Source organism: Aquimarina sp. EL_43 (assembly GCF_943422735.1).
In the GTDB taxonomy this organism is placed as follows: Bacteria; Bacteroidota; Bacteroidia; order Flavobacteriales; family Flavobacteriaceae; genus Aquimarina; species Aquimarina megaterium.
Genome location: NZ_CALSBR010000001.1, coordinates 4,769,523 through 4,791,195 on the forward strand (window position 1 = coordinate 4,769,523; position 21,673 = coordinate 4,791,195).

Genomic DNA, 21,673 nt, shown 5'->3' on the forward strand with positions numbered 1-21,673 from the left:
CAAATTGACGAATACGTGGTATTAACATAGTTGCAGATATAACGACACGTTAGGTGTTTTATATCATCAGCAATTATGTAAAAGCCAATTTGCGATACGCCTGCCACATTAGTAGCTATAATGTAAATATCCTGTAAAATAAACTTTCTACTAAATCGAATATTCTGTACTACGGGTTCAGAAATTTTCAAATAAATGATTCTCAGCGATTAGGATTTTGCCGTTATGTACGGCACAATTTTAAAGATTAAAAAAATGCAAACACTTTTAGATGAATTTTAAATCGCGTATTTGATAAAACACCTACCATTTTATTGTATTCATAATCTTAAAAAAATAATTTTAGGATAATATTTTATATCCTTTTTGTTGTGAATTCGGAATGTATTAAAAATTATAAATATAAAATTCATTATATACATAACTATTAAAAACACTAAGTTAGAATTAATAATAATACGCCAAGTTATCTCTTCAGTTATACCAAAAATTATTGAAATTAATGGGATGAAGAAAAGTAAAATAGTCCATGTTATTTCAAAATTGACAATATCTTTTCCAACTTTATTAATGTCTTTTAATTTATCTTTTTTTAGAATCCACAATATAAATGGCACCAGAATTCCAAGTATAGGAAAGAATACGTAGGTAAGTGCAGATAAATTAAGAATTTTCAAAAACCTCCTATCCTCTTTTATTGTCCAATCAATTAACTCATCTGGAGTAACATTTAGAGCATTGGATAATCTTTTAAGGGTATCGCCCGTTGGTTCCGTTTTACTTTTTTCAATTCTTTGAATAGTTCTTAAACTCAAGCCTGATTCTTCGGCAAGTATTTCTTGAGACATTCCTTTTCGGTTTCTCAACTCTTTTATTTTTTTTGCTAAATCTTTATTCTTCATTACACTTTTTAATTACTTAATTTTATTAGCGCTAACTTGTCTCGTTCCTTGGTTTAAAGTTAGGCTGACAATTTTTCCTTTATCATTTGAATTGAATATTATTTTAACCGAAGAACCCTTTACAAAAAAATGATTCTCATCTTTAGCAAAAAGCTCATTCTTTCTTAATTCCTTTGGAGCTTGAAGAAAGAGTGAATTACCTATCTTGGTTATTTTAATATTAGCATTAGGCTTCAATCTGTAAGTGCCTATATATTGCTTAAGTATTTCTGATGAAATTTCTACCGTTTTATCTATAGTCGAAGTTTGGTTGATAATCATGGTTGCGATTTTCTTTGTAACATCTGGCACATTTTTAATACTCTTACAATTGCAATTGGTTAATGCGATAATATAAATATTTTCTTTGGTTATAAAAATGCCGCTGGCAGTATACCCAAAAGTACCGCCATTGTGAGCAATTACTTTTGAACCATTTAAATTTCCTATTCTCCAACCATATCCATATGGAATCTTCTTCCCATCGTTAAGTGTTGATGGGTTTATTGCTTTTTTCAAACTAGAACGTTTAATTAATGTATTAGATGTGATAGCATTATGCCATTTTAATAAATCATCTACGTTGGACATTAATGAGCCCGCCGAATATGGTAATGTCAAACTCATATAATTCGCGTTGATATATTTATTGTGTATATATTGATATCCAGCAGCTCTATTTTTAATGATTTCCTTATTACTACCATAATATGATTTTGTCATACCAAGTTTTTCAAAAATATTTTTTTCAATAAAATCTTCATACGATAAACCTGAAACAATTTCTATAATACGCCCAAGAATTATATAACCAGCATTGCTATATTTAAACTGTTCTCCTGGTTCAAAATCCATAGGCTTATTCTTAAAATAATCAATAAGTTCTGTGGATGTCATGTCCGTTCTAGCTATTAAACTCTGATTGCCCGAAGGTGTACTATTCTTAATGCCAGATGTGTGATTTAACAAATGATGGATAGTAATACCCTTACCTTTTGTGGGATAGTTAGGTATATATTTTATAATCTCATCTTTAACTCTAAGTTTACCCTTCTCCTCTAACATTAAAATGGCTATTGCAGTGAATTGCTTTGTGATAGACCCAATTTGTAACACACTATTCAATGTAATTGGTGTTTCTAGTTCTAAGTTAGATTTGCCATACGCTTTTCTATAAATGGGTTTACCATCTTTAGCTATTAACATTACAATTCCTGGTTCATTTTCTTTATAAATTGAGGAAACTATATTATCTATTTGTGATTCTAAATCTTGACTAAAACTAATATTCAATATAAAAAGAAAAAAAAGGGATGTGAGAAGTAATTTCATAGTTATATTTATCTAGAAAGATTAGATCAAAATTAAATATAACACATTACAACGCTTGTGAATTCTTTACGACATCTTTACGACATCTAAGCTAATTAACAGTAACCAAAGAGGTGTTGAAGTATCATCAGAGTCATCAAAACAAGTCCATACTTTTTATTTTCTAGAATTTTAGACAAAAACATTATAAATAACTTGAAGTCTATTCCTTCTTATGCCTTATCAGTTTTTGTGACCTTTTTAATAAGTTAGGAAATGTTTTTCTCAGTATAAAACTGCTTTTTTATAACGTTACTGTTTGTTTTCTAGGAAAGCAATAATCAAAAATAATTTCCTTGGATTTAAATAAACACTATATTCTTTTGATATACTTGAAGGTTAATTGTTTAAAATTGATATAAAAATTCCCAAATAAAAACTAATTAAAAGGTTAAATAAAACGGTATAAATCAAATCCCATTCCATATATATTCCCACTTCGCTCATATCGTCGCTTCGGGCAAAGAGTATTCCATTACATTTTTAAAAGAAACTTTTTGGGAAAGGAAAAAAATAAAGAAGATTAGGTACTGGTAAAAACTATTTACCAAAGCAAAGTTACATAACGCAAGTACATTATAGTACACATAACAATATCTAGAAAGTCCGGTGGACTTTCTAAATATTGTTGGCGAGATGATGCGTTGGCAAATGCTACGTATTGTGGTTAACTAAGCGCCAGCATATTATATGGATAGATATTATGTCAAAGCCATTGGTTTTATTGCTTTTCTAGTATTGCAGGTAATATATAATCAGTCATCATTTTATTAACATTGATTTGATTACCTGGTTTACCATATGCTGAGGCAGTGATAACCACAACAAAAGGAATGTCTTTAAAAACAAAGATCTTATTACCCCCGTTGCCTGCGGAAAAAAAAACTTCGTAGTTTTCCCCATCTACTTTATATATATTATTAAAAAAAAGGTACCCATAATATCCTTCTTCTCCTGCATCTGCATAAGCTCTGGATACTTGTTTGGTTAAGCTTTTCTCTACCCATTCTTCAGTGAGGATTTGTTTGCCATTCCATTTGCCTTTGTTTTTATAAAGTTGTCCATATTTTGCAAAATCAATAGCGCGTAGTTGTATTCCTCCACCTGTATATGCAATATGTTGAGGGGTATAAAACCACTTATAATTGGTAATACCTAAGGGGGCAAATAATTTTTTATCAGCAAAGGAAACCAGTCCGTTTGGAACTGATTTATCAATGATATCCCCTAGCAAACCAGAACCAGCAGTAAAGTAATTATAATCCTTACCTATTACTTTATTTTTATGCATAGGTAAATCTAAAGTAAATTTCACCCAGTTATCAGTAGATTGCATTTTAAATTCAGTCCCTGGACTGTCTTCGTCATTATCATTGCCAAGAAATCCAGAACTCATGGTTAATAGTGATTTTAGAGTTACAGAATCTTTTTTTGGACTATAATTTTTATAGGATTTTAAATCATAAAAATCTTTTAATAAAACATTTTCATTTTTTATAAATTTTTCTTCAATTGCTATTCCCATTATTGTAGAGGCAAATGATTTTCCTACCGACATAGGGTTGTGTAAACTATCTCTTGTTGTTCCATTAAAATATTCCTCTATTAAGAGTTTACCATTTTTTATCACTACAATTCCGTTAATATCTTCAAACCTACTTTCTGCTATTTTTCTATTTAGAGCTTCAATTTTATTGTTGTCAAAATTATCTTTAGAAATTTCCCAACCACTATTAGGCTGTATTTTCTGAACAGGAACTAAATTTTCATCTATATGTATTTTAGGCACTTCTACAACGATATTTCCTTTTGCCAAAAGAGGACCAACTTTTAATGTACCATCCCTTAAATACGGCTTTATTTCTATGCTTAACGTGTGATTTCCTTCGGTAAACGCATCTAGCCCACCATTAATTTTCATAAATCGTTGCCACATAAACCAGCCCCAGAAATTAATTTGTTCTGGTGTTACTAGTGGTATTACTTGTCTAAGTTTTTCTGTTTTACGTGTTTTTGGCCCTGCTCCAGTGTTTAAGTTTTCTGCATAAATTAATTTTCCATCTACTAAATATGAAAATTGAAAATTTCCTTTGCTTAATAATTCATCTTCAGATAAGGATGGGGCTAATTCTTGAAGACTTTGTATCAATGGTTTATCTAAGTTGAAAACAATACTAAGGTAGTTGTCGTTATGTAAATTGAAGTTTTTTGAATATTCTTCTGAGGAAATTTTAGCTTTTGTAAAATCTACTGTTGAAAAATATAAATTTTCTATTTCGGTTGAATTCGTATTATCTGATTTTGACTGACTATTATTCTTGCATGATATTAATATACATACAATAAGTACTAAAAAATGATTTGATTTCATAATTGGAATTTGATTTGATGAAAAATGTCGTTTTAAAACATTTTATAATTGTATAGAATTAACACTTATGACATTTATTTTAATCTCTTATAGCGTTCTAATATTTTTGCGTCTACCCAATAAATATCTTGGTTACTTGTATAAAAAAAGTATTTTCCGTCTTTACTTACAAACGGACAAAGTTCATGATTTTTAGTGTTTATGCGTTCACCCATATTGACAGATTTAGACCATGTTCCGTCCGTGTTCTTAAAGCTAATGTACAAATCGCCTCTACCAAGACCATCTTGTCTTGTGCCGCAAAAAATAATATAAGACTCATCTGGGGCAATAAAAACATCTGCTTCGTAGCCTAGAGTGTTGATTGAATCACTTAATGAAACTGGCTTTTGAAATTCTCCTTTTTCATATTTTGAAGCATAGATGTCGAAGTTAGACCCAACTTTGTTTGATGAAAAATACATAGTACCATTGTAGGTAAATGAAATGTAATATTCATCATTATTTGAGTTGATTTTTGGTCCAGCATTTATAGGTTCCGACCATCCGTTAGCAAATCTTTCAACATACCAGATATCATAATCTTTTGGATCCCCTAAACCATCTAAAGCTCTTTTAGATATAAAATACAATCTATTCTCGTCAGGTGAAAGAAAAGGGTCATTATAACCATATTTTTCATGTGCCAAAATTATTTTGGGTTTGCTCCAATTGTCTCCTACAAGTTTAGAATATCGAATTTCTTCTTTTCCATTGGTCGCAACTCCATAAAAGAATTCAGTAGCATCACTATTAAAGACTGATCCAAACTCGTATTCATCCTCTTTAGAAATAATATCGGGTGCAAAAATTTGAGGAGTGGTTGATGGTGGTTTTTGTTTTAGATATTTGAGTTTTTCATTTACCTGGCTTAAACAATTTGTTGTTGTTTGATCTTTTCTCTTATCGGGATTTTTTACAGGAAGTTTGTGTTGTAAGTAGTCAAAAATCTTATCTTTTTCCGATTTAATATACTCTTTGTCTATAGCTATATTACTTTTATTTGTTTTAGAAAAATTAAGTTGAGCATTACTGTCGAGAACGCACAAAAAAGAAATTACGATAATGAGTTTATATTTCATCGGTATTTTTTAAAATTTTACAATCATCAAACTAATAGAAAGCAACTCTCACTTAATAAAATGAAATTAACATTGTTATTTTTCACTTTAATTTTTTTGTAAAGAAAACTTTTTTTTGTCATCAGATGTAACTATTGTCGTTATTAGATGTCCTAAACTATAGTATCAGACTATTTTGTTAATCTATACATAAATAAAGATCAAATTCTAACTAAATGAAATGATAAAAAATATCAAACTCATTTTTATGTTAGACTAAAACACAACAATATTAAAATTTTGAGTGGATGAGTATATCGCTATATGAGCTTTTTCTGGTATTGATTATTGGTCAGTGTATTTTTTTGATTTTTGCCATTCAGTATATCCCTAAAAAGCATACAGGAGCAAATAGGGCTATACAGTACTTATTAGCTATTTATAGCCTTTTTTTATTCGAAAGAGCTATGGGGCATCAATTTGAAAGAGAATTTTTGAGGCTATATGGTAATATCATTAATATTTTTTATCTTTTTATTGGGCCTTTAGTTTACACGTATATTAGGCGGTTACTTTTTTATAAAAACGGAAATTATCAGTTAGCATACTATCACTATTTGCCAGCACTATTGTATTTAGCATACTGTTTTTTTCATGTTTATATTTATGATTCAATAAAGGATGTAAGCAGTTATTTTAACACTTTATTGTTTTGTAACGACATCATATTTTTCGTTTTTATCTCGGCTTATTTATTCAAATCTAATAGACTACTAAATTACTATAAGAGGAATGAAAGGCAAGAATTATCCTTTAATCAAACCATTATAAAATATATAGAGGTTATGCTCATTGGTTTGCTGGTTTATATGATTTTTTGGTTGTTAGGCATTGTTGAACGCTTTATTGTTAAATTACCAATTGATATTAGAATGATATGGGATATATCATGTTTAATCTTTGGTATACAGATTTATATAGTAGGTTTTTATAATTTAAAACATCCTGAAGTATTTAAAATTAGATTTTCATCTAATAATGAAAATGAATCTAAAAGAAAGAATATACTAGAAGAAAATGAAATAAGTAGGATTCAAAACATAGTTGATATTTTTTTTAAAGAAAAAAAAGGATATAGACGAACAGAATTAAGTTTGTCAATTTTAGCTAATGAAATTAATACTACAACTAATAAATTGTCATGGGTTCTCAATAATATCTACAAAAAAACTTTTTATGAACTGGTTAATGAATATAGAGTTGAAGATTTTTTACAAAGAATCAAAGAAAATGACCATAAAGAATTTACAGTAGTATCTATAGCATTTGATGTTGGGTTTAATTCTAAATCTACTTTTTATAAGGCATTCAAAGAAATAACAAATTTTACTCCTACAGAATATATTAGAAAGGTTGAGAATTCGCAAAAACTTAAAGAGTATTAATAAATTGTATCATCTCACAATTTATATACATTTTGCCTCCCGCCTCTGCCCTACAGTATTTATTGAGAGAAATATACACTAGCTAAGTTTTAATTAGTATTTTTGATTTGTTCCATCCATATTACTTTAGGTTATGTCTATTACATCAATAAGAAGAATATTCGTATTTGTTATTACAATCTCTGTTGTTACTATATATTCTTGTAAACAGGAAAAAAAATCTAAAGAAACAACTGTTACAAATCACAGTAAGGCTAATTTAAAAGAAGCACTAACCTTTTATGCTTCTTTTGATAAAGGAGTTGATGCAGATTTTTCATTAGGCGATACACGTATGTTTACGGTACCAAATAGAAAAGCGATAGATTCTGCAAAGGTTGGATTACACAAACCTGATATTAGCAGACAAGAAGGGAAAGGAAAATATGGTTATGGATTGGTCTTTACAGAGCGTAGCAAAGGAAATATTTATTATCCTAGTGAAAAAAACATAGCCTATACTAAAGAAAATTGGAGTGGCGCAATTTCATTTTGGTTAAGTTTAGATCCTGCTACAGATTTAAAACCCGGCTATTGTGATCCTATTCAAATTACAGATGTAAGTTACAATGATGCTGCAATTTGGGTTGATTTCACCAAAGAAAACCCTCGTGATTTTCGATTAGGTGTTATTGGAGATCGAAATGTATGGAATCCAAATCCTGAAGGACCTGATAACGAGAACCCCATTTTTAATAAGCGTCTAACCGGAGTAAAAAATCCACCTTTTGGGAGTGATCAATGGACACATATTTTGATTAATTTTTCTAATCTAAATACTAATAACGGACAGGCATCTCTGTATATAAATGGTAAGTTAAAGGGTACTCGTAAGAATATTGATACGCCTTTTACCTGGGATTTGTCTAAATCTAATATTTATTTAGGATTAGGATATATCGGACTTATGGATGAGCTATCCATTTTCAATAGAAATTTAACAGATAAAGAAATCATAACATTGTATGAGTTAGAAAATGGTGTACACACTATTTTAGAAATAAAGAAATGATACACGTAATAATATCCAGAAAACCCTTAGATAAATTGAGAGTTAAACTTAATATACAAAGAAATTGAAATAAAACGGGTTTTTAGATTTTAGTAAAGAATAATTTTAGAATACCTGCTAATTTATTTCCAGATATGCCTAAGGTGTACAATTCATAAAATTGGGTGTATTGACAGCAGTAAGTGGTGCATTAGAGGCAAAATTATGACAGAATATCGCATTGCTTACATTCCAACTTCCAATATCTTGATTAAATAGTGTATCTCTAAACATAGAACCCATATTGGTCGCACTACTCACGTTCCAACTACTAATATCTCGATTAAATGAGGAATTTCTGAACATAGAGAACATATTTACCACATTGCTTACATCCCAACTATCAATGTTTTGATTAAACGGAGTTCCTCTAAACATAGAACGCATATCGGTTACATTTTTCACATCCCAATTACTTATGTCTTGGTTAAATGAAGAGTTTCCAAACATAGAATCCATCTGAGTTACATTACTGGTGTCCCAGATATTAAAATTTCCATTAAGAAGGGTATTGACAGTAAAAAACATATTAGACATATCTGTTACTAGAGAAAGATCTGGAGCATCAACAGCATTTATAATCAAGGTATTTACCCCTGCAAAAGCACTATGCATTGTTAACCATTGTATAGTACCCCACTGCTCCACCGCACGTAACTGGCCTTGAGAAGTGCTGTTATTAGAAAGAACTATTGCTGGAAAGGTACCACTGATGCTCACAGTATGGATACCGGCATTAGAGTAAGTATGGGTAGCATCAGAGGTTCTCCCGGTTTGAGTTGTGCCATCACCCCAATCTATTGTGTAATCATAGGTGAACTCCGTTGACCGTGTAGATATGGTTACCATTTCATTACTACTAGTGGTTTGCCAAGTAGTTACAAAAGAAGTATCGTCTACATCGGTTAGATTTATGGTTACTATAGCCTCGGCTGTAGTTTTACCATCGGTAACCACTACAGTAATGGTATGGTATTGAGAAGTTTCATAATCTAAAACTTTCAAATCATCAAGACTTAGTATTCCCTCATCACTAATTTCAAAAAGATGATCATCATTAACGCTAATACTAAACACTAGTGTATCACCATCTGGGTCAATGGCTTCAATCGAACCTATTGGTATATTATCAGCTATATTTTCAGCAACAGTAAAGCTTTGGTTATTTATAACGGGAATATTATTTTGAGCTATCTTCAGATCATCATCGTTACTACAATTTAAGAGTGCAGTAAGCACAAAAAACAGTACAAGAAATTTTGCTAGATTTTTCATATCAATAACAAGTTTTTTTATTTTTTAAATAATTTCCACTTTCAACCTTCTAGAAAAAGCTAATTTTTATTTTTACAGAATCATCACCTTTTTAGCTAAGAATTTTCCCTATATACTTTTCTACCGTTTAATCAAATAGCTCGATTAAAGAACCTTTAAGGTTAGATGATGTTAAATGTTATGAAGTGACTAATCTATAATTTTAAACGTTAAGGTGTAATGACAAATTAACAAAACCCTATTTTGAATTTATGGACTGAGGTTTTCGATTGACCTGACTATGCATTCATTCCTGTGTTTTATAAAAATTAAAATGCCATAACTGGCATTTTAATTTTTACACATGATTTCCAACCAATCTGATCAAACCTTTATTTAATTTTGACTAATTTGCTATTTTCAAAAGTGCTTCTTTGGCAACTTTACCTATATCACCATCAGAATCTAAAGAAATGGCTTTTTTGAGTGCTTCTCTTGCTTTAGTAGGGTCTTGCAGTGCGATGTATGATTCTCCTAGATATTTATAAGCATTTGCAGAATTTGGGAATAGTTGTAAAACCATAGAAAATACTTGAGTAGAAGCCTGAATTTGAGGTACACGGCCACTTTGCAATAAAATGTTTCCTAATTTAATTAACTCCATCTCAAAATCACAAAACGCATAAAGTGGGTCCTGGATCATTTTAGGAAGTTCTTCTGCCAGTTTTTGTGTTTGTCCAGATAAATACAAGCTTACGACATAATCCATTGGCTTAGGTTTAAAATCCTGTACATTAAAAGTTAATGCTGCTTCTAATACAGGATCTTGATTGCTTGCATACTCATCAAAACTCATAGTAACTGGAATACTAGGGGCTATCCAATCTGCATTTTCTAAGGCTGGCTTATCTTGCCACCATAAATACGATAAAGAAATATTAATAGCACTATTTGGTAGTGTTACAGGGCGGTTATCCCCCCAAAAATTAACATTTTCTGCTGTGGGTTCCCCTACAAAAATAACATTAGTATAATTGTCTATTTCATTAACGAGATTTTGACAAGCAGAAAAGGTTCGTTTTCCTATAATAACAAATAGCTTTCCTATTTTATTTATCTTTTCGGCTTTAATAAGACCTTTTATAACATCTTTATTTAAATAGTTATTTCCACCGCCATTTAAACGTAAATCAATAACTAACTTTTCGGTATCGTTAGTTTCTATTTGATTAAAAACACGAGCATAAAAATCCTTAGTACTTTCTTCGGCTTCATCTGCTATTCTACTATGTCTAACATACATTGTCCTTTCTTTGGCTAAGTATTCTGAAAAGTAAACCTTATCTAGCTGTTGTAAATATAAAGGTGTTGTTGATTGGTCTCTTGCATCCAACCAATTTTCATCTTGATGTACATAACCACGGTGTGTGGGTACTGTCTCTCCTTTAGCCAATGCACTAAAGGATTGGGTAAATACGTTGCCATTTTTTTCTAACGTAAGTGCTACCTCATTTTGAAGGGTCTTTGTTATTTTTTGGGCATGTAAAATTTCAGGATATCGTATGTTATTAATTCCGTAGGCTTTAAAATATTGCGAATTTTCTACTTCTACTGTCGGTTCAATTGCTTTTAGAACCTCTGAAATTGGCTTCCCTTCTATCGCTATGACCTTTGCTCCAACTGCTTCTGGGTAGTTCTTGTGTGTTCCCTGAATATATATTCCATCATTAAATTCATATAAATTGAAAGGCAATTGTGAAAATTCAAAAGGCTTTTGATGAAAACTAATATAGGTATGCCCATATTTGAATAAAGACACAAGTCGAGAAATCCCAACTATAATTTCGTGTTCTTGTAAATTAGGAATGTCATGGCATAGTGTTTCTACTTCGGTATCAAAAATCTCCTTAGTTGTTTTTACAAAAAGATGTGAATAATCGTTATGTATGGTGTTTTGAATAAAACGAAGATCTTCTTGCCATTGTACTTTGGTTAACCTCTCTTGAGACCATAGTTGAGCAAATAGAAATAGGTTGAGTATAATTAGTATTTTTTTCATAATATTATTTTTTAACCTGAATGTATTTCAGGGATTTTGATTATATATTGATTGATGAATTAAAAGTGCTTATTTACTGTTCGTTCTTTCTAAAATTAAAGTAGCAAATGATTGTACGCCATATTTTATGGTGGTTTCGTCTACAGCAAAATTTGGTGTATGGGGCATAGAATTTATACCTTTTTCAATATTAGATCCTCCTAAGAAAAAGAATACTCCTGGTACTTTTTGCTGATAGAATAAAAAATCTTCACCAAAATAAGGAGCTTGGCCGTACAGTGGTTTAAACATTTCTTTGTTATAGAAACCAGAAATTGTTTGTGATGCAATTTTTGTGAGTTTAGGATCATTTATAGGAGTTCCCGAGTAGTCTTTTGAATATTCAATAGAAATAAAAGCATCTTTAAATTTAGAATTAAGGATTTGCTTTTTTATTTCAAGAGGTATGCTATTCACTTTTTTTACGTCAGTTTCAAGAAAACTAGCATTATAAAAAGTAACACCCTTATCTGTATTAAGTCCTGCACCCTGTAAAATGAAGTAATCTTTAAAAATTGTTTCTTTGTTTGTCAACCCTATTTCAGAATCTGAAATCTTATTTATGATATCCCAGATTGAGCCATTCTGTTCTATATTACGAACAAAACCTTTTAATATAGTATTCATGAAGTTTTCTAACTCTTTTTCATTGGTGCTAGGCTTGAATTTTATCTTAAGTGATTTTTGATAAGCAAATAACTCATTAGCCTTAACATTAATCTCTCCCGATGGACCAGGGCCAATATGTAATCCATAAATTTCATCTGGTTTAATAATGTCGAAAAGGCCATCTTTAATCATATCTTTTGCACCCGTAAAGGTTTCTTCGGCAGGCTGAAAAATGAAATAAATAGTACCTTCTAAGTTTTCTTTTTGTTGCGATAGAACATTAGCAATTCCCAAACCAATTGTGGTATGCACATCATGACCACAAATATGCCGTATGCCTTTATTTTTAGATTTAAAATCTACAACATCTGCTTCGTCTGTTTTTATAGCATCCATATCGGCTCTCCAAGCTATTTTTCTTCCTTTTTTATCACCTTGTAGGATTCCTACTACTCCATGTCCTCCAACATTCGTTTTAACTTCTAATCCTAAATTTTTTAAGTATTCTGCTACAATTTGAGAAGTTCTTTTTTCTTGTTTCGAAATTTCGGGGTTCCTATGTAAACCCCTTCTAATTTTAACCAAGCTATTATAGATGTCATCAGTTTGTTTTACTATTTGTTGGTAGGAACTCGTATTTGTATCTGATTGTGCAGAAAGTATTCCGGTAGTTACTAAAAGAAGTATGACTATAAGTTGTGTTTTCATGATATAATTTTGTTTGTTATATATCACAAATATTGTCTTATTATGTCATTAGAAATAGTGCTTTTTGTTGAAGTATCGTATTTGATATTTGAAACGTCACAGCAGTATTATTTGTTCATCCAATCTTTAAAATCACTAGTTTTTTGTCTACTTACAATAAACTCCTGATCTCTTGGATTAGAAACAGATAACTTTACTCTGTGATTAAAATATGGTTCTATTTTCTGAATTGAAATTTTGGAGATAATCTGACCTCTGTTAATTCTGTAAAATTTAGTGTCATCTAAGGAATCAAATAATTGGTCCATAGTTTCATCTATGATGTAGCGTTTGTTATGGGTGATACCAAAAGTAATACTATCCTGCGAATATATATACAATAGCTCTGATACCCTTATTTGTACAAAGCCACTCCCCTCTTTTACCAATATTCCTGAGCGTTTTTGTGGGGTTTGAATACTGCTCAAGAGTTCTTTTAAGATATTGGGTTCTATTGGATTAGATAGGCTTTTAGATTTTGAAAATTTGTGTAATGCAGCATCTAAGTCTTTTTGTTGAATGGGCTTTAGTAAATAGTCAATACTATTTACTTTAAATGCTTGAATAGCGTATTGGTCAAAAGCCGTAGTGAAAATAATAGGTGCAGTAACTTCTACTTTTTGAAATATCTCAAAACTCAATCCATCTGCTAGTTGAATATCCATAAATACTAGTTCAGGAGTAGTGTTCTTTTGAAACCATACGACAGCATCTTCAACGGTATCAATAATATCTAATAATTGAAAATCAAGAGTGCTTTTCTTTAACAAGTTTTGTAACTGACTTGCAGCCCGGGGTTCATCTTCAACAATTAGTATTTTCATGAGTTGTATTTTGATTTGATGCTTTTAATAATGGAAGAGAAACTGTAAAATGCTCCCCGTTATTATTGATAATAGGTGCTTTACTTGATATAAGTTGATACCGTTTTTCAATATTCTTTAATCCAATTTTTGTGGATGGTATTTGGGTTGACTTCGTTTGTATTTTATTACTTACCACTAAATAATCCTCTTTAATTTCTATAGTAATAATCAAAGGTTTCGCCCTAGAAACGATATTGTGTTTTATAGCATTTTCTAGTAAAAGCTGCAAACTCATAGGGACAATCATAGCCATTTGTTTGCTTTCCGGAATACGCCAATTTACCTTTAGGTTATCTCCAAATCTTTCTGATTGAATATGAATATAAGCTTTTGCAAATTTTAATTCTTTTTGTAATGAAATTAAGTTGGTATTTCCTGATTCTAGTATAAATCGATATACATCAGACAGATTATCAACAAACCCCTTCGCATCTTCTTTAGCATCTTGATCAATAATATCACGTAAGGTGTTTAAACTATTAAATAAAAAATGAGGTTGTGCTTGATTTCTTAGAGTATCTAACTGTGCTTGTATCATTATTTGTTTGGTCTGCTCTTCATCTCTAATTGATTTTTTAAGCCTAACATAATAATAAATTGCCTCATATATCGCCATTGTCATAATAATGATTATAAAAACAGGTAAAAGAACTTTCAATATTACCATATGGGTAGAATAGAATCCCAAAAAGGTAAACAATTGTGCAAGCAAAAAACCCATTGTAAAGTCAACAAACAATATCACACAAATAATTGCAAAAAGAAGGAAGATAATACGTTTTAAATCATCTTTAAAGTCAGGATATCTTTTCCGTAAATGAATCAAAATAAACCTTATGATACACCAATCACAGATTGTAGGAATTAATGAAGCAAACCAACCTATGAGTACTAATTCTATTGATGCTCTTTCTGATGGGTTATTGAATAAATAGTTTGCTACAAGACTTATAATAAGAATACCTATTACAGAAAACCAAATATCATTGAATCCTAGATATTGTATGCGTTTTTTTTTATTAAATAGTACCATGAACTATAAGTGTATTAGCAGTATACCTTGTTTAACTTGATAGAATACAAATCCAAAAGCAATTACAGTAATAACCTGATTCCTGCTTCTAGTTTTCCATTATTAGAGGCATCATACGAATAACGGAATTATTTGTATCCTGTACAAACCAAAAAAATGGACTTTTATTTGTAGTTCAAATATCTTAGGATTGACAAAAAAATGAAATCATAATATTTTGAAATGTCGTAATATGTTTCTGAATTGTTATACTTTTAGATATAATGCCATACCACATTAGTTGACAAAATAAACCTCACCCGTGTCTTCGGCAAACCCACCACCAAGCTGCCAGTCATCTTTGGAGAGGGAATTGAGAACAAAAATTTGAGGTGTTAAACCAGGTGTTTTATAACCAAAATAGGGATCTTCTACAAGGGGTTGTGTATCATTGTCTTTTGCTTTCTGATTTTTGGTATTACAAGCATTTAAAAATAAAACAAATACAAGTATTAAAAGTATAGAGTTGTAATTTCTCATTGTTTAGATTTTTATCATGTTTGCTAAGGCCTAGATATTTCATGTACTATCATTCAACCAATGTTCCTTCATATACAGTATCATATTTGTTAAAATCAGTATCATTCCCTCCAATCATATAAATCTTACCATTGAGTGTAGCAATACCTCCTATCTGTATTGGTTTGGGTAAATTGGTTGATTTAATCCATGTATCGTTTGTTGTATTATAAATATATACACTTGAAACGGCTTTTTCGTCTTTGTTTTGCCCACCAGGAAAAATAATTTTATCATTTATTACCGCACTACCAAGCAAAATAGAAATCCAAACAGGACAATTCTTTTTCGTTTCCCATGTATCAGAAAGTGTATCATATTTCCATAAAACATCGCCACAAAGCACATAAATATTGTTCCCGACAGCAGAAATTATTGAACTTTCACAAGGCATAGGTAGAGGGGATAAGGTTTGCCATGAATTTGATTTTGGATTATAAACTTCATTTTTATCAGTTTTCACGACTTTATTTGTCGTGCTAGACTTAGTTATTCCACCCATAACATAGATTTTATCATTAACTACACATGAAGTGTTGTGTTGTCTTCCAGTTGGCATTGGTGTCAATACATTCCATTTGTTGCTTAAAGCATTATAAGCTTCTAGTCTGTCTAGTGGTCCTCTTGCTCCTCCTGCTCCTCCAATAACATAAATTAATCCATTTATTTCTACTAAACTTACATTCCACCCCCGAGTAATCATATTTGTTGTTTTCTTCCATGTATCTTCAACGACATTATATTCATAAACTCCTGAAACTTTAGAATGTGCCTCCATAAAATAGATATTATTATTGCAGCTTACTGCTGCTCCCCTCATAGGTTGTGGAAGCTTTGCCTTTTCCTTCCATTCTATTTTTTGAGCAAATACTCCTGAAAAAATGAATACTATTAGTAGAAATAAAATAATCCTTCTTTTTTTCATTGTTTACTTATTTGTGTTCGCAATTTATAATTTCAACTCGCCAGCTGGCTCATTCACTAAAAAGGTCAACTAGGCTTTTTCTATACGTTCCGCCCTATTTGGGTCTGAGATTCTCAATAACCTGAGTAGATACCCAATGTTTTTTACCCACATAATAAGTTCTTCCATCTTCCTTTTCTATCCATTCTCCTCTAGTAAAAAATAAGTATTTCTCATCTTGTGTCACCATGGGTGAGCTTTCTTGCATTTCACTATTAATCGCTTGCCCCATATTCATTGGAGGTGACCAAGAGTTTTCTTTATCTTTTTGTTTAAAACTGATATAGAGATCTGCTTGCCCATATCCATCTTCTCGTCTAACATCCCAAATTAAATAAGATTCGTCTGGTGCAATAAAGGGATGAGCTATGTATTCCCCTGTATTAATATCAGCATTCATTCTTACTGGATTTTCATACTTGCCGTCTACAAATGGACAATAATAAAGAGAGCCATTTATGTTCATGTCTTCTTTTTTATAAACAGCATAATAATAAGTTCCATTGGATGAAATAGACCAACCATGTGCTTGGTCTTTTAAAAATTCGCCTGTACTTTTGGGCTCTGACCAACCAGTGTCTGTCCGTTTTCTATACTCTTTACCAACGTACATCGTATTGCCATCCTCAGAGAATCTTGGCCATTTTATATCGGTCTCAGATTCCTGACCCCAACTATTATTTTCATACCGAATAACAAAAAATGTGCGTTTTTCATATTTCCCATTTTTCCTAGTGAAATAGAATTCCTTCATATCTTGTGAAAACCTCCCCCCTTCAAAACTTCCCTCTGGAGAAAGAATATCAGGAGCAAAAAGTTCAGGAATTAAACCTGGTGGCTTTTGTCCAAAATAACGATTTTCAAATACTGGAAAGCTAGAAGCGTTTTCCTTATTACCTTGAGCAAAGGCAGTATGAAGCGATATAACTAATGTTAATATTAATGATTTCATTGTTTTCATATTTTCTTTCTTTGTGTTCGTTATTTATAATTTCAACCCGCCAGCTGACTCGTTCACTAAAAAGGTCTACTAGGCCTTTTCTATACGTTCCGCCCTATTTAGGTCTAAGATTTTCAATAACCTGAGCATCTACCCAGAATATGTCCCCATCTGAGTCTGCTTTATTAAAGAAAAAATATTTTCCGTCCGGAGTTACGTATCCTCCAGATTCCCAAGAACTAGTATTAATTTTATCTCCCATATTAATGGCAGCACCCCATGAACCGTCTTGCTGTCGAAAACTGATATACAGGTCAGAATCACCATATCCATTGTCTTTTTCACTATCCCAGATTAAATAGGACTCATCTGGCGCAATGAAGGGATGGGCAGTCCATTTACCTGTGTTAATCTCCTTACCGAGAAGTTTGGGTTTTTGACGCTTACCACCCTTAATTGTTGACATACGGATTACATCGTTATTTTTATAATCATCAAAAACATAGGTGCCTTTGGTGGATGCCGACAAGCGCATAATACCCCAGTCTTCCCTGTCAAACATGGGACCAAGACTTTTTACCTCTGACCAACCAGTCTCGGTACGCTCCATATATTTGCTACCCAAGTGCATGATCTTACCATTCGGAGCGACGATGGGCCGACCTACTCTGGGGCCCACCACAAACTCGCGCCATCGGTTATTTTCGAATTTAAAAACAATTAACGACCATTTTTTACTTTTGACATCTTTCCTAGTAAAATAGAACTCTTTCATGTCGGGTGTGAAGAAAGCACTAAGGTCACGATGCTCTGTCGAAACAATTCCAGGAGCAAAAACTTCAGGTGTTAATCCAGGTGGCTTTTGCCCAAGATAGGAATCTTTTACAGGGGGGTGTGTATCATTATCTTTTGCTTTCTGATTTTTGGTATTACAAGCATTTAAAAATAGAGTAAATACAAACATTAAAAGTATAGAGTTGTAATTTCTCATTGTTTAGATTTTTATCATGTTTGCTATTTTTTAATAAAAGCTGGCAGAACTCTTGCGGATGTCAGTGATACTGAGCTATCAACAGGACGATGAGTAGTGGTCACAACAACAAGATCAAGCGCTTCGATTACATAGATATTTTGTCCGCTGCCGCCCCTAGCCGATTTACTGAGGTAGCTTTTATCGCCTGCGGAAAAATCGGCCTGCCACCAAAAATAACCATAAGCTGTGCCTGAAACACCATTAGCAGTGTCATCATACTCATCACTTTGATTGACAATTTTACTGGTAGATCTCGCAATAAAAGTTTCTGGAACCAACTGTTCACCATTCCATTTACCCTTGTTGATGACCAGAGTGCCCCATTTGACCATATCGCGCGATGTCATGCTCGAGCGACTTCCTGAGCTTGGCAGGCCGCTAACATCAGTTTCCCAGTCATAATTCGTTATGCCCATTTTATCGAGAAGTTCATTTTTGATAAAATCTTTAGCAGTTCCTGGTACAACGGCGTCAATGACTTGCATCACCAATATTGGATCGAATTGATATTTAAAACTCTGAGACTCTGCAGTAATAGGCGCACTATGCTCGAGGTAAGCCTGAACTTGCCCCTGGCCTTTTAACAGAGCAGGGGTTTTCTCTAATTCTTCTCTCTGTTCTTTACTGATGCGGATACCGGAACGCATAGTCAATGCCATGTGCAGCGTGATTTTTTCTGCACCCTCAACAAACTTTGTTGGGTCCAGGTCTTTTAGAAAGCCAACCAATGGTTTGTCTAAATCGGCCATGGACAGATATCCCAATTGGATAGCACGACCGAGTGCCAAACTGGTGTAGGCTTTAGTCGCTGATGCTTGTGGGTGTGGTAGATTGATACGACCACGTGAATAATAGGATTCAAAGAGGAGTTTACCTTTATAGGCAATAAGAAAGCTGTCGAAGTTACCATATTTGTTGTCAGCTATCTCCTGCGCCAACTTAAGAACCATTGCTTTATTGCCACCATCGATACCTAATTCGCCCACGAGGATACCGTCTCTTCTATCAGCTGGAGCTGCATCGATAAATGCTTTTTTGAGATCAGGAATATCCCTGAATGAGAGCGTGGTTTCGGCAGCTGTAGCTTCTGGTGTTTGACTATCACTTTGTTGAGCAAAGCTACTATGTGTTAGTACAAGAAGAATTAAAAGTAGTAATCCTGTTGTTGTTTTTATAGCTTTTACTTGTTTCAAATTATTAGTTTTCATTTTTTCCTTCCTTTTTAATAGTTTCATTCACTTTTTTGCAATTCCTTAAGCTTATGTCTTGTACCATTATTTTGAGGATTCAATTCAAGTGATTTCGTATAATTTAAAATTGCCAGATCAATTTCTCCAATTTTCACACAGGCTTCAGCATAACTATCGTATACTTTATGACTATCGGGATAGAGCATCATATTCACTTTGAAAACATCTTGTGCTAATGTCATTCTATCCTCATGGAAAAAATCATAGCCTAGATCATTTAAATAGTCTTCAGTAACAGTAAGATAAGTTGAGTCATGTTCTTTTAAGGCCTTATATACATTAAGTGCTTTGTCAAAGTCACCTTCAAGAAGGAATTCTATAGGTTCTTTTTTATCAGTATCCATCTTAACAAAAGTTGAAGCTATTGTTCCATCGTTTCTATTAACATAAAGTAAATTGAGCGTTTCGTTTTCAGAATCTGGCTTGAATTGGATAAGTCGACTAGAATTTCTTCTAACAAAACTACTATCCGAGATTTTAACTAGTTCTTCTGCTTGCACGTCAAGTATATTTTTATAGAACAGTTGATTATCCTTTTGAAAAACTTCGACAATCCTACCATTGGACATATATCTACCATTAATTTTGTTGACTAAAGATTGTTCAACTTCTATTTTTTTATGTATTGGAACAAACTTATCCCATTCATAAGCCATAGCAACAGCGCGAATAACTTCGGCATTAAACTCCGGAAACGTAGAATTGGTCATCACAACCACACCATAACCTTTGTCTCTATGAGCCATTATTTCAGCATAGAATCCTGTATTCCATCCGTGATGCCTTAAGTAGATTTCATCATTTCTATTAAAAAGCTGAAAACCTAAGCCTAGTGTAAATGACCAACCAGAATTATTACTCACCCCATATGGTGTGCCCATTAATGCTGTCAGGTCTTTTGATAATCCTTTAGTACTCTTACCGTTTAGGGTTTGCTGTACATTGGCTATAAATTTTGCATAGTCCTCGGCAGTTGTCCATAATCCAGTTGAAGCCAATACAGGATCAATCTTTCTTCCTCCTTTTACCTTAGAACCATCTTTTAAATAACCTGTTGCTACCTTAGTTAATTGCTCCGTAGTAAGTGATAAGTTAAATGTACTGTTGTTCATTTCTAAGGGCTGCAACACGAGTTCATTCATAATCTCTGGGAATGTTTTCCCCTCTACATCCAACATCATTTGTTGAATAGGCACATAGCTAGCGTATGCAAAACGGACACTTTCACTAGGCTCTTTATTGACGGTAATTGGCTCGTTAGTAGCTGGATAAGTTCCATTTAATGTCTCTGTAAGTGTTGGGATTTTTTCATCAATACTATATGACCCTGTTCCACGAGGATGTATTCCGGCAGAGTGATTCAAAAGGTTTCTTATAGTAACTTTCTTGTCTTTGGTAAATTCATTTTCTGGTACTTTCCAGGATTTTAAATAACTGTTAACATCTTCATCTAAGTCTAATTTATTTTCTTCTACAAGACGTAATGCACCATAGGCTGTTACTGGCATACTAGTTGCCGCTGCCTGGAAAAGTGTTTGTGTCGTTACTGGGGTTTGACTTTCTTTATCCACGACACCGTAGCCTTTTGTCCATGCAATTTCACCATTATGTATGACTGCAATACTCACACCTGGAATGCCATAGTGTTTCATTCGTTCTTCTATAGACCATGTTGAATCACCCTCTACGTGTACCCGAGTTGTGAGACCTGTTTCTACCTTTTTAATTACATCAATTGTGGTATCGGTATTTGATTCTTCTGTACATGATTGAAAAAGAATTATGGTTAAAAGAACTGAGATAATATTTTTCATATAATGATTTTTTTATTGAATGATTGATTATTAAAAGGCTTTAATTAAATGTTGAATAAAAATATAGCATAATCCATGTTTAACACCTTAAATTGGATAAACACGACAATTAAATGATAAAACCATTTCGTCATTGATATACCGCTTTTGTACAGAAATTATGGAGATTTGTAGGTGTAGATAGTATAT

The 21,673-nt window shown here is 32.3% G+C and carries 17 protein-coding genes; 2 read left to right on the forward strand and 15 right to left on the reverse strand.

Features of this window, described 5'->3' with window-relative positions; genetic code table 11:
• Nucleotides 1-320 precede the first annotated feature (320 nt).
• The 4 genes from NNL09_RS20505 to NNL09_RS20520 all read right to left on the reverse strand — a co-directional run bounded on the left by NNL09_RS20505 (nt 321) and on the right by NNL09_RS20520 (nt 5,804).
• Nucleotides 321-902 (reverse strand): helix-turn-helix domain-containing protein, encoded by a 582-nt coding sequence (locus NNL09_RS20505; RefSeq protein WP_196910094.1) that lies wholly within the window; start codon nt 900-902, stop codon nt 321-323.
• 12 nt (nt 903-914) lie between these two features.
• Nucleotides 915-2,273, reverse strand: coding sequence for a serine hydrolase (locus NNL09_RS20510; protein ID WP_196910093.1), 1,359 nt, complete (start codon nt 2,271-2,273; stop codon nt 915-917).
• Between the two features lie 760 nt (nt 2,274-3,033).
• Entirely contained in the window at nt 3,034-4,683 is a 1,650-nt protein-coding gene (locus tag NNL09_RS20515) for a serine hydrolase (protein WP_196910092.1), read from the reverse strand.
• 74 nt (nt 4,684-4,757) lie between these two features.
• Nucleotides 4,758-5,804 (reverse strand): PD40 domain-containing protein, encoded by a 1,047-nt coding sequence (locus NNL09_RS20520; protein WP_196910091.1) that lies wholly within the window; start codon nt 5,802-5,804, stop codon nt 4,758-4,760.
• Between the two features lie 287 nt (nt 5,805-6,091).
• On the opposite strand from NNL09_RS20520, the gene NNL09_RS20525 reads away from it, so the two are divergent.
• Together NNL09_RS20525 and NNL09_RS20530 are read left to right on the forward strand one after the other, a co-directional pair.
• The gene (locus NNL09_RS20525; RefSeq protein WP_196910090.1) at nt 6,092-7,228 is read left to right on the forward strand and encodes an AraC family transcriptional regulator; all 1,137 of its coding nucleotides are present in this window, start codon (nt 6,092-6,094) and stop codon (nt 7,226-7,228) included.
• Nucleotides 7,229-7,361: 133 nt separating this feature from the next.
• Nucleotides 7,362-8,279 carry a LamG-like jellyroll fold domain-containing protein gene (locus NNL09_RS20530; RefSeq protein ID WP_196910089.1) on the forward strand — a complete coding sequence of 306 codons (918 nt, stop codon included), beginning with the start codon at nt 7,362-7,364 and terminating at the stop codon, nt 8,277-8,279.
• A 138-nt stretch (nt 8,280-8,417) separates the two neighbouring features.
• On the opposite strand, the gene NNL09_RS20535 is transcribed toward NNL09_RS20530, so the two are convergent.
• From NNL09_RS20535 to NNL09_RS20585, 11 genes are all read right to left on the reverse strand, one after another.
• Nucleotides 8,418-9,593, reverse strand: coding sequence for a BspA family leucine-rich repeat surface protein (locus NNL09_RS20535; RefSeq protein ID WP_196910088.1), 1,176 nt, complete (start codon nt 9,591-9,593; stop codon nt 8,418-8,420).
• A gap of 385 nt (nt 9,594-9,978) precedes the next feature.
• A complete protein-coding gene (locus NNL09_RS20540) occupies nt 9,979-11,631 on the reverse strand; it encodes a tetratricopeptide repeat protein (protein ID WP_196910087.1) in 1,653 nt (550 codons plus the stop codon).
• A gap of 69 nt (nt 11,632-11,700) precedes the next feature.
• On the reverse strand, nt 11,701-12,987 hold the full coding sequence (locus NNL09_RS20545; RefSeq protein ID WP_196910086.1) for a M20 family metallopeptidase: 1,287 nt from the start codon (nt 12,985-12,987) through the stop codon (nt 11,701-11,703).
• Nucleotides 12,988-13,094: 107 nt separating this feature from the next.
• Complete coding sequence (locus tag NNL09_RS20550) at nt 13,095-13,850, reverse strand: LytTR family DNA-binding domain-containing protein (protein ID WP_025665720.1); 756 nt, start codon at nt 13,848-13,850, stop codon at nt 13,095-13,097.
• Complete coding sequence (locus NNL09_RS20555) at nt 13,831-14,514, reverse strand: sensor histidine kinase (RefSeq protein WP_231389107.1); 684 nt, start codon at nt 14,512-14,514, stop codon at nt 13,831-13,833. The genes NNL09_RS20550 and NNL09_RS20555 overlap by 20 nt, the downstream gene beginning before the upstream one ends.
• Before the next feature lie 687 nt (nt 14,515-15,201).
• The gene (locus NNL09_RS20560; protein WP_196910084.1) at nt 15,202-15,444 is read right to left on the reverse strand and encodes a hypothetical protein; all 243 of its coding nucleotides are present in this window, start codon (nt 15,442-15,444) and stop codon (nt 15,202-15,204) included.
• A 49-nt stretch (nt 15,445-15,493) separates the two neighbouring features.
• On the reverse strand, nt 15,494-16,408 hold the full coding sequence (locus NNL09_RS20565) for a kelch repeat-containing protein (RefSeq protein ID WP_196910083.1): 915 nt from the start codon (nt 16,406-16,408) through the stop codon (nt 15,494-15,496).
• 94 nt (nt 16,409-16,502) lie between these two features.
• The gene (locus NNL09_RS20570) at nt 16,503-17,399 is read right to left on the reverse strand and encodes a hypothetical protein (RefSeq protein ID WP_196910082.1); all 897 of its coding nucleotides are present in this window, start codon (nt 17,397-17,399) and stop codon (nt 16,503-16,505) included.
• 103 nt (nt 17,400-17,502) lie between these two features.
• Nucleotides 17,503-18,378 carry a hypothetical protein gene (locus tag NNL09_RS20575; protein WP_254514266.1) on the reverse strand — a complete coding sequence of 292 codons (876 nt, stop codon included), beginning with the start codon at nt 18,376-18,378 and terminating at the stop codon, nt 17,503-17,505.
• Between the two features lie 23 nt (nt 18,379-18,401).
• Nucleotides 18,402-19,628 (reverse strand): serine hydrolase, encoded by a 1,227-nt coding sequence (locus tag NNL09_RS20580; protein WP_196910080.1) that lies wholly within the window; start codon nt 19,626-19,628, stop codon nt 18,402-18,404.
• 23 nt (nt 19,629-19,651) lie between these two features.
• Complete coding sequence (locus tag NNL09_RS20585; protein ID WP_196910079.1) at nt 19,652-21,484, reverse strand: serine hydrolase domain-containing protein; 1,833 nt, start codon at nt 21,482-21,484, stop codon at nt 19,652-19,654.
• Between the last annotated feature and the right edge of the window lie 189 nt (nt 21,485-21,673).